Annotated in this window: 7 protein-coding genes; 3 read left to right on the top strand and 4 right to left on the bottom strand. The window is 30.8% G+C overall.

The genetic code is table 11. The features are described 5' to 3' along the window. Window positions 1-254: 254 nt before the first annotated feature. Window positions 255-1,760: an aldehyde dehydrogenase family protein gene (locus B0A58_RS14575; RefSeq protein WP_089081652.1), complete on the top strand. Its 1,506-nt coding sequence runs from the start codon at window positions 255-257 to the stop codon at window positions 1,758-1,760. Window positions 1,761-1,815: 55 nt separating this feature from the next. Here B0A58_RS14575 and B0A58_RS14570 read toward each other — a convergent pair whose 3' ends face one another. From B0A58_RS14570 to B0A58_RS14550, 4 genes are all read right to left on the bottom strand, one after another. Further along, the gene (locus B0A58_RS14570) at window positions 1,816-2,436 is read right to left on the bottom strand and encodes an L-threonylcarbamoyladenylate synthase (protein ID WP_089081653.1); all 621 of its coding nucleotides are present in this window, start codon (window positions 2,434-2,436) and stop codon (window positions 1,816-1,818) included. A gap of 818 nt (window positions 2,437-3,254) precedes the next feature. Next, on the bottom strand, window positions 3,255-3,443 hold the full coding sequence (locus B0A58_RS14565) for a hypothetical protein (RefSeq protein ID WP_089081651.1): 189 nt from the start codon (window positions 3,441-3,443) through the stop codon (window positions 3,255-3,257). A gap of 288 nt (window positions 3,444-3,731) precedes the next feature. Further along, window positions 3,732-4,244 carry an alpha-ketoglutarate-dependent dioxygenase AlkB gene (locus B0A58_RS14560; RefSeq protein ID WP_089081650.1) on the bottom strand — a complete coding sequence of 171 codons (513 nt, stop codon included), beginning with the start codon at window positions 4,242-4,244 and terminating at the stop codon, window positions 3,732-3,734. A gap of 272 nt (window positions 4,245-4,516) precedes the next feature. Then, window positions 4,517-4,828 carry a hypothetical protein gene (locus B0A58_RS14550; RefSeq protein WP_089081648.1) on the bottom strand — a complete coding sequence of 104 codons (312 nt, stop codon included), beginning with the start codon at window positions 4,826-4,828 and terminating at the stop codon, window positions 4,517-4,519. A gap of 572 nt (window positions 4,829-5,400) precedes the next feature. Here B0A58_RS14550 and B0A58_RS14545 point away from each other — a divergent pair. Next, complete coding sequence (locus B0A58_RS14545) at window positions 5,401-5,691, top strand: TIGR03643 family protein (protein ID WP_089081647.1); 291 nt, start codon at window positions 5,401-5,403, stop codon at window positions 5,689-5,691. Window positions 5,692-5,729: 38 nt separating this feature from the next. After that, window positions 5,730-6,128 carry a DUF2452 domain-containing protein gene (locus tag B0A58_RS14540; protein ID WP_089081646.1) on the top strand — a complete coding sequence of 133 codons (399 nt, stop codon included), beginning with the start codon at window positions 5,730-5,732 and terminating at the stop codon, window positions 6,126-6,128. The last annotated feature ends 86 nt before the right edge of the window (window positions 6,129-6,214 follow it).

The raw sequence follows: 6,214 nt of genomic DNA, 5'->3' as shown, positions 1-6,214 counted from the left end.
TGTATATTTGGTATAAGTTCCTGAAATTTATTTTTTAATAATTTAAAAATATTTGTTTAAGAAAAAATGGATTATCAAAACAGAAATGTTTATTGATATTCCATTTTTTATTTTTATTTGTTTTTTTATCAATAATAGAAATATTTTAGAATAAAAAAATGAAATTGGAAATTTTGTGCTATTTTTTGAATGAAAAATGCTATTGTATATAGAATTTTGCAACTAGTTTTGTCCAAACTAAAAATGAATTTAATATGAGCAATGTAGCACAAAGACCTGAATTTAAGGCAAAGTATGATAATTATATTGGTGGACAATTTGTGGCACCTGTAGGAGGTGAATATTTTGAAAATATTTCGCCTGTAGATGGAAAAGTATTTACTCAAGCCGCACGATCTACAAAAGCAGATGTAGAGCTGGCATTGGATGCCGCTCACGATGCTTTCAAAACATGGGGCAAAACCTCGCCCACATACCGAAGCAGTGTTTTGAATAAAATTGCCGATAGAATTGAGGCTAATTTAGAATACCTAGCCGTGGTAGAAGCTATTGATAACGGTAAAGCCATAAGAGAAACTCGTGCAGCAGATTTGCCTTTGGTAATCGATCATTTTAGATATTTTGCAAGTGTAATCCGTGCCGAAGAAGGAACAATTTCAGAGCATGACGAAGATACTGTAAGCATCTGTTTGAGCGAACCATTGGGAGTAGTTGGTCAAATTATACCTTGGAATTTCCCGCTCTTGATGGCCACTTGGAAAATAGCTCCAGCCCTTGCCGCAGGAAACTGTTGTGTGGTAAAACCCGCAGAACAAACCCCAACCTCCATTATGATTTTATTAGAAATTATTCATGATTTGTTGCCTCCTGGTGTATTAAATGTAGTAACGGGTTTTGGATTAGAAGCGGGTAAACCATTGGCACAATCAGAACGAGTTGCAAAAGTTTCTTTTACGGGCGAAACCACTACTGGGCGACTTATCATGCAATATGCTTCAGAAAATTTAGTTCCTGTAACGATGGAATTAGGAGGAAAATCACCAAATATTTTCTTCAGCTCGGTAGCCGATGCCGATGATGCTTTTTTTGACAAAGCTGTAGAAGGAGCCGTATTGTTTGCACTCAACCAAGGAGAAGTGTGTACATGTCCCTCTAGAATATTAGTACAGGAAGATATTTACGAAAAATTTATGGAACGTGTTATTCAGCGAACCAATGCCATAAAAACAGGTCATCCTTTAGATGGAACTGTCATGATGGGGGCACAAGCTTCTAATGATCAATACGAAAAAATACAATCTTATTTGAAACTTGGCCGAGAAGAAGGAGCCGAAGTTTTATGTGGAGGTGCTGTAAATCAGCTCGATGGTGAGTTGCAAGGTGGTTACTACATCCAGCCAACCATTTTTAAGGGGCATAATAAAATGCGTATATTTCAAGAAGAAATTTTTGGACCAGTAACATGTGTTACCACTTTCAAAACGGTAGAAGAGGCTATTGAAATTGCTAACGACACCCTTTACGGCCTTGGAGCAGGAGTGTGGACACGAGATGCACATCAAATTTATCAGGTACCAAGAGCCATTAAGGCGGGAAGAGTTTGGGTAAATAATTATCATGCTTACCCAGCACATGCTCCTTTTGGTGGTTATAAAAAATCAGGTTTTGGTAGAGAAAATCACAAAATGATGTTGGATCACTACCGTCAAACTAAAAATATGTTAATTTCGTATAACAAAAATAAATTAGGTTTCTTTTAACAAATAACAGTTTTTTTAAGAAAAAATCCATAATTACGATTATGGATTTTTTTTATCAAATAAAATCAATGCTTCCTTTGCCTTCTCTCAAAATTACTGGTTCAAAACCCGATAAATCCACAATAGTAGAAGCCACATTGCTGCCATAACCTCCATCTATTACCAAATCTACTTTATTTTGCCATTTTTCAAATATCAATTCGGGGTCTGTGGTATATTCTATCAGTTCATCTTCATCTCGAATAGAGGTTGAAACAATTGGATTTCCTAATGTTTTAACAATTTGACGGGCAATATTATTATCAGGAACTCTAATTCCAACCGTTTTCTTTTTTTTAAATTCTTTGGGCAAATTATTATTGCCAGGCAAAATAAAGGTATAGGCACCAGGCAAAGCCCTTTTCAAAATCTTGAAAGTAGCAGTATCTATTTGACGAATATAATCTGACAAATTACTCAAATCATGACATATAAACGAAAAAGGAGCTTTTTCCAGTTTGATTCCTTTTATTTTAGCAATTTTTTCTAATGCCTTTGAATTTGTTATATCGCAACCCAATCCATAAACGGTGTCGGTAGGATAAATAATCAAACCACCATTTTGAAGTACTTTAACTACTTTTTGAATAGCCGCCTCGTTGGGATTGTCCTCGTATATTTTTATTAATTCACTCATTTTGAAGATTTTTGTATTCAAAAGTACCATTTTTTTTCAATAAATTTGAAAAACAAACTAATTTTTTAAATTTACCTCAATTTATGGATTGTTTTTTAAAGTAAGTGTAATTGTTATATTCTCATGTTCTATTATAATTTCAATAGCAATACATGTACAATATAATATAAAAAAATACTAAAGTAAAATATTTTATTTTATACTAATTTATCTTATTATATTTTTATTTTAATAATTAATTTACAAAAAAATAATTTTATTGCAACTCTAAATAATCGATTGAAAAACATCATTTGTATCGATAAATAATTCATTGATGGTGTACCGTGCAAAACAACATGCTAGCATTCGACGGTTGTTCTTTTTTTAAACCCATTTTTCTATTCCTTGACTATTCAATATTGATCTTAATACACAATACAGAACATAAGTGTTCCAATCGTTTAAATAACTATAACCTCTATTTATTTTGCTAGGATCTTCTGCAGAATATATTGAGAAATATGTAATATAATCTTTAGTTCTAATATTATTCCACGCAATCATTTTTTCAGATTGGTTTATAATTCCGCTAACTTGTATTGTAACGCCATCAACACTAAATTTAACTTCACCAATTGTAAATGCTTCTTTGTTTTCATACCTTTTGATATATTCGACTACTTTATTATCAAAATAAAATTTTATGATGTTTTGAATTATGTTAACATACAGGTTGTGATATTCTGTTTTTTTTCTACCAAAATATGTTCTGAAATTTATTTTAATTATTTTGTTTTGATTGTTTTTTATATAAATAAAATATTCTCTTCCAAAAGTTAATTTAAAAGTAATCCATTTCGGAATTCTAAAATTTCATTACTTTTGAAAGTTGTGTAAGGATTTGAAACCCTATCGTTACTTTCAAATTGAATGAACTCTTGTTTTAAAATTAATTTTCTTTGAGAATTATCTATTATACCACGTATAATAGTAAACTCTAATCCATCATTTTCCATTTTATTCATGATTTTTTTTAAAATACACCTAACGGTACTATGTAAAAAAAGGGCAGACAATATTTTTTAAAAAATAATAAAAAACTATGAAATAAAATAGCATTTATTTACCAATTTTTATAAAAAAAGAGGAACCAAATCCTCTTAAAATGCTAACAAAAAATTTTTCGATAAACCCATAAAGAGGGTTAATGTAATCGGTTTATCTCATGGATTTTATATTTTATAGGTATTCGTTGATTACAATTCATTGCTCGGCTTGAAGCCGCAAGGAAATGCTAGTTGTTAGTGTTTTTTTTATTTTATTTGTCTAAAAGTTAAGCTAATTCTGGCATTTTCGGTGTTCGATTTTGGAATTGAATGTTGCCATATTGTTTGAATTTCTTGTGTCATATAAACTAAACTTCCTGCTGTCAATTCATAAGTAAAAAATTTGTCTGGATTTTCAATATTCCTAAATTTTAAAATTCTTAGTTCTCCAATTGAAACTATTGCAATTCCGGTGTTAGTTTCTAAAATATCTGTTTGGTCTGAATGATAACCCATTTTTGATTTTCCATCCATATAATAATTGATTAAACAATTGTTTGCTTCAAATCCAATTATTGGTTTCAGTTGTTTAATTATTGTTTCAATTTCAGGTAGAAATTCTTGATATGGGTAATCAATTTGTGAATAATTATATGCTTTGCCGAAACTTGCTGTTTTTCGTGCAGACATTCTTTCGTCCCAATTAATAGTTTTTGTGAGAATATTGAATAATTCTGTTGGATTGTCAATAAAATTTTCAATGTATGTTATTCCGTTCATTTTTACTCTTTATTTGTTTGTTCATGGCTCGGTCAAAATTACCACTATCGTCAGTCTGTAAAAAAACTGTCGTTAAATATTCTTCAAAAATAATAAAAAACATTGAAATAAAATAGTTTTTTTTACCCAAACCCACCTCAAAACATCGTTTTACAGCACACATTATTTAGAAACAAAATAATGCTGCTTAAAAATAACCCTTTCGCAAATGGCTTCTATTACATTCAAAAACCAGCGTTTTTTTGGTTTTTTGGATAATAAACAGGGTTTTTTCACAGCCTGACGCATTCTAATATGTCTTTAAACAGGCATATCGTTGTGCTATCAACTATTTTGACCTTTTTACCTAAAGCTATCTCAATTCGACTGTTCGACAAAACAAAGCTATATTTCTTGAGTAGGTTGCTATATATTTCTTCAAAAAATTTTACTTTCCTTCCCTTGCTTGTATCTGCCAAAGTACTCTTTTTTGGAAAATGATTGATTCTGACGGTTTCCTCTTTGCCTGATAAACCTAATATTCCTACCGAAACTTCACGCAATGTATTACATTTTTCTAAACAGCAAAAAACCATACTGAACAAATGATCTTGACATTTGAAATGTTTTACATACCTATCCGAATCATGCTTTTTACGGCTTTATGAATCATAGAATTATCTAATAAAGAAATCAACTGTCCGAAAACAGTTTTTGTTGAAAAAATACTTATTTTTGCCCATCGATATTTTAGTTTTGCAACACAAAAATACGATGTTTTTTAAGAAGCCATTAATTTGTCTTCTTTTTTATCGGACAACAATGTTATAAAATAAAGTTTATTTTAAATTTGAAAAAATATATTATCTTATTTTTTAAATTTTTATTCCAAAGTTTGTTTTACATTCTAATGCACTAGCCCAGACAGCAATGAAAAGCCCGGAGGCCCAAAAAGTAGTTTTTCTTGGTATAAAAAAGCGACCAGAGGAAGCTCTTTTTATACCATAGAAAAACACTTTTTTGGGGCGAGGACTTGTAATGTATGGCTGGAAATAGCTTCTAGAAAGGAACAGCTTATTTAATATATATATTTTTTTATTAAAATAAGAAAAAAAATAAATGCAATTCAAATTTTTGCTGTATTTTTGTCTAATGTTTTTAGATAAATATTAAACACATGGTAAATAGGACAACAAGGCAATGGAATGAAATTGCCCAAGATAGGATTATAGAAATGGCTTGGGAGGACAGAACACCCTTTGAGGCTATTGAATTTCAATTTGGTTTGAAAGAAGCCGATGTTAAAATATTGATGAAAAAATCATTAACATGGAAGAGTTATGTGCTATGGCGGCAAAGGGTAGAAAATTGTAAAACCAAGCATGCAAGCAAACGCAATGGAGCCATTTGCAGATTCAAATGCAGTCGTCAAAAAGCGATATCAAATAATACAATATCCAAACGGTAAATGGATTGTAATTTATATAAAATATTAAAAAAATCATTATGAATAAGAAATTACCTGATCAAGTTGTATATGATGCTGTATTAGGGTATCATGCCAATAGGTTGTCTTATCCGACCCAAGTGGGGGCACCCGTCATTCAAATAGATGATGTGGCGGCATGGAAAACAAGGGGGGTAAGACAAGTAAATAAAGAATTTGAACAAAAGTTTAGTGAGCTTAAATTGCAATTTGAAAAGCTCATGATGGAGTTTGAGTGGAATGAAGTTATATATAAATCTAAGTTTTCGTTTGAACCCGTTATTGGCGAAATATATCATTTGTATGAAAACAAACATGGCGAACATTTTTTGTCATTAATAGGACCAAAGGATTGGAATAAGGAACATGTAGGGAGTTTTCAATTAAATAGCGAAAAAAAATGGATCAAAATAGATTGATACCCCAAAAATACCTTTCTCAAAAAATGCTTTTAGACATGGAGCAGCAACAAAAGGTACAGTTTATAAATCAATGTCGTTTAGTT

This window comes from Flavobacterium branchiophilum NBRC 15030 = ATCC 35035 (assembly GCF_002217205.1).
Lineage (GTDB): Bacteria > Bacteroidota > Bacteroidia > Flavobacteriales > Flavobacteriaceae > Flavobacterium > Flavobacterium branchiophilum.
The sequence above is the reverse complement of the archived record's forward strand: the minus strand, read 5'-3'. Positions and strand labels throughout refer to the sequence as shown.

Excerpts from the sequence above, each read along its gene's own strand:
- B0A58_RS14575 (WP_089081652.1), top strand. The coding sequence starts at position 255 with ATGAGCAATGTAGCACAAAGACCTGAATTTAAGGCAAAGTATGATAAT.
- B0A58_RS14570 (WP_089081653.1), bottom strand. The coding sequence starts at position 2,436 with ATGAGTGAATTAATAAAAATATACGAGGACAATCCCAACGAGGCGGCT.
- B0A58_RS14565 (WP_089081651.1), bottom strand. The coding sequence starts at position 3,443 with ATGAATAAAATGGAAAATGATGGATTAGAGTTTACTATTATACGTGGT.
- B0A58_RS14560 (WP_089081650.1), bottom strand. The coding sequence starts at position 4,244 with ATGAACGGAATAACATACATTGAAAATTTTATTGACAATCCAACAGAA.
- B0A58_RS14545 (WP_089081647.1), top strand. The coding sequence starts at position 5,401 with ATGGTAAATAGGACAACAAGGCAATGGAATGAAATTGCCCAAGATAGG.
- B0A58_RS14540 (WP_089081646.1), top strand. The coding sequence starts at position 5,730 with ATGAATAAGAAATTACCTGATCAAGTTGTATATGATGCTGTATTAGGG.